At 66.7% G+C, this 2,596-nt stretch carries 3 protein-coding genes; 1 reads left to right on the top strand and 2 read right to left on the bottom strand.

All coding sequences use genetic code 11. The annotated features are described in order from the left end of the window. Positions 1-624, bottom strand: a 624-nt coding sequence (locus tag JMF90_RS32885) for a porin (RefSeq protein WP_201325993.1), incomplete at its 3' end; no start/stop codon positions are given. A 38-nt stretch (positions 625-662) separates the two neighbouring features. Between JMF90_RS32885 and JMF90_RS32890 the strand changes: the two genes are divergently transcribed. Continuing rightward, the gene (locus JMF90_RS32890) at positions 663-1,664 is read left to right on the top strand and encodes an IclR family transcriptional regulator (protein ID WP_227746086.1); all 1,002 of its coding nucleotides are present in this window, start codon (positions 663-665) and stop codon (positions 1,662-1,664) included. Positions 1,665-1,718: 54 nt separating this feature from the next. Here the strand turns inward: JMF90_RS32890 and JMF90_RS32895 are convergent. After that, the coding region (locus tag JMF90_RS32895; protein ID WP_201325994.1) for an aldehyde dehydrogenase family protein at positions 1,719-2,596 on the bottom strand (878 nt) is incomplete at its 5' end.

The raw sequence follows: 2,596 nt of genomic DNA on the forward strand, positions 1-2,596 counted from the left end.
GCCTTGCGTGTAGGACAGCATCGCGCTTTGCACGCTGCTGCGTGCGACCGTGCCGGGCACGTTGCCGAATCCCCACATGCCGCCGAACGCGACCCCGCCGAATGTCGGGCTCACGTACTTCACCGCATTGTTCACCTGGACGCCCCACACGCGGTTGTCGAGCGCACCGCCCGCCGACGCGTTCGTCGGCAATCCCCACGCGAGCAGGCCAGCCGGCGTGTTTGCGCCAATCGCGAAGGCCGGCAGCAGATCGCCGACGAAATCGAACTGGCGCCCGAGCGTCACGGTCCCCCAGTCACCGCCGAGCCCGACGTACGCTTGTGAACTGAACGCGGAGCCCGGTACGGTCAGCGCGCCGTCCGACGTCTGGAACTGGCTCTCCAGCCGGAACACCGCGAAGTTGGCGCCGCCGAGATCCTCCCTACCCGTCAGGCCCCACACGTCGTTGCGCGACACGCCGGCCTGCAACGCGAGCTGACGCCCGCCTCGCGGGGCGGACGCCACGTCGCTCGTATAGGTCACGCCCGTGTCCAGCGACCCATAGAGCGTCATGCTCGATTGCGCGAACGCCGGTGCGACGGCACTGCAGCCGCACCATGCCGCCATCCGGAACCACCCTTTCATCTGCTTCTCCTCATCGAATTTTCCCGGCCGATGCGCCCGTGAACCGACCGGCGCGGCAGCAACATCGATCCAGCTTGATTTCATCTCTTAAAATAGGAATCCGTATGATTTACAGTGAAGTGATCCAACCCGACACGGCCGGCCCGCTTCCCGCCCATTCGCCAATGCGGTTCCGGTTGCCGCCCGCACGACTTACGTTAGACTACGGCCTGTCGCCCGCGGCGCCGCATGCCGTGCCGCAGCCCGACGGGCCGAGCCGCGTTCGTCCTTCCCGTTCCATAGCCGTAAGCCGCCTGATCCCGGATCACGTCATGTCGAGCCTCACCAAAATGCTGTCCATCCTCGACGTTTTCTCTTCGTCCGCGACGTCGATGACCGCCGAGGAAATCGCCGAACACATGGGCTTTTCGCGCACCACGTGCTATCGCTACGTGAAGGAACTGGCTTCCGTCGGCCTGCTCGTCGGCACCAACGGCCGCTATACGCTGGGCCCGCGCATCATCCATCTCGACTACAACATGCGGCAGTCGGACCCGACGCTCACCGCCGCGAAGCCCGTGATCCAGAAGCTGGTTCAGGTCACCGGCGGCGATGCGCTCGTCTCGACGCTGTTCGACGAGCAGATCATCAACGTGATGCACGAAACCGGCGCCGAGAACCTGCAACTGGGTTTCGGCCGCGGCCGCATCATGCCGCTGTTCCAGGGCGCTTCGTCGAAAGTGATCGTGGCCGCGATGTCGCGCGCGCGGCTGAAGCGCCTGCATGAGCGGCACAACGCCGAGCTGGGCGAATTCGCCGCCGACTGGACGCAGTTCTGGCGCGCCTGCCAGCAGATCGTCGACGCGGGCTACTGGATCTCGCGCGGCGAGCTCGACGCCGGGTTCGTCGGCATCGCCGCACCGATTCGCACCGCCAGCAGCGGCGAGGTCAACAGCAGCCTGTCGCTGATCTTTCGCGCCGAGCACTTCGCACTGTTCGACGAACACGTACTCGGCAAGCTCCTGATCGACGCCACCGCCCAGATCGGCAACGCCACCTGAGCATTCGCGCGGCGTCGCGAACGAGGCCGCGCCCGATCGTCTACCGGCGCCCGATCAATTCATCTGCGTGATGAATTTGGTGACCAGATAGCCGTCGAACGTCTCCGTGCCGCCCTCGCTGCCGAAACCGCTGTCCTTCACGCCGCCGAACGGGATCTCCGCCGGCCCCATGCCGAAGTGATTGATGTTGACCATGCCGGCCTCGAGCGCACGGCCGATCCGGTGCGCATGGCGCGACGACGTCGTGAACGCGTACGACGCGAGGCCGAACGGCAAGCGGTTGGCTTCGTCGAGCGCATCGTCGAGCGCATCGAACGGCACGATCCCGACGATCGGGCCGAACGGCTCCTCGTTCATCAGCCGCGTGTCGCGCGCCGGGCCCAGCACGACCGTCGGCGCGAAGTAGTGCCCCGGCCCCGCGCCCGCCAAGCGCGCCCCGCCCGCGGCAATCTCTGCCCCTTTTGCCTTCGCGTCGGCGACGAACGCGTCGATCGCGGATACGCGTCGCGCATGCGCGAGCGGGCCCATCGTGGTCGTCGCCTCCAGCCCGTAGCCGACGCGAATCTTGCCGACCGCGTCGAGATACGCGGCGACGAACCGGTCGAACACCGGGCGTTGCACGAAGAAACGCGTCGGCGATACGCAAACCTGCCCGGCGTTGCGAAACTTGTACGCGGCCAGCATCGTCGCCGCGCGTTCGATTTCCGCGTCCGCGCAGACCAGCACCGGCGCATGCCCGCCGAGCTCCATGGTCATGCGCTTCATGTGCGACGCGGCAAGCGCCGCCAGTTGCTTGCCGACCGGCACCGAACCCGTGAACGAGATCTTGCGCACCAGCGGCGACTCGATCAGTTGCCTGGACACGTCGGCCGGCACGCCCCAGACGATGTTCAGGCAGCCCGCGGGCAAGCCGGCATCGTGAAAGATGCGCG

The sequence above is a fragment of the Burkholderia sp. E168m23 genome, from assembly GCF_016586125.1.
Classification (GTDB): domain Bacteria; phylum Pseudomonadota; class Gammaproteobacteria; order Burkholderiales; family Burkholderiaceae; genus Burkholderia; species Burkholderia orbicola.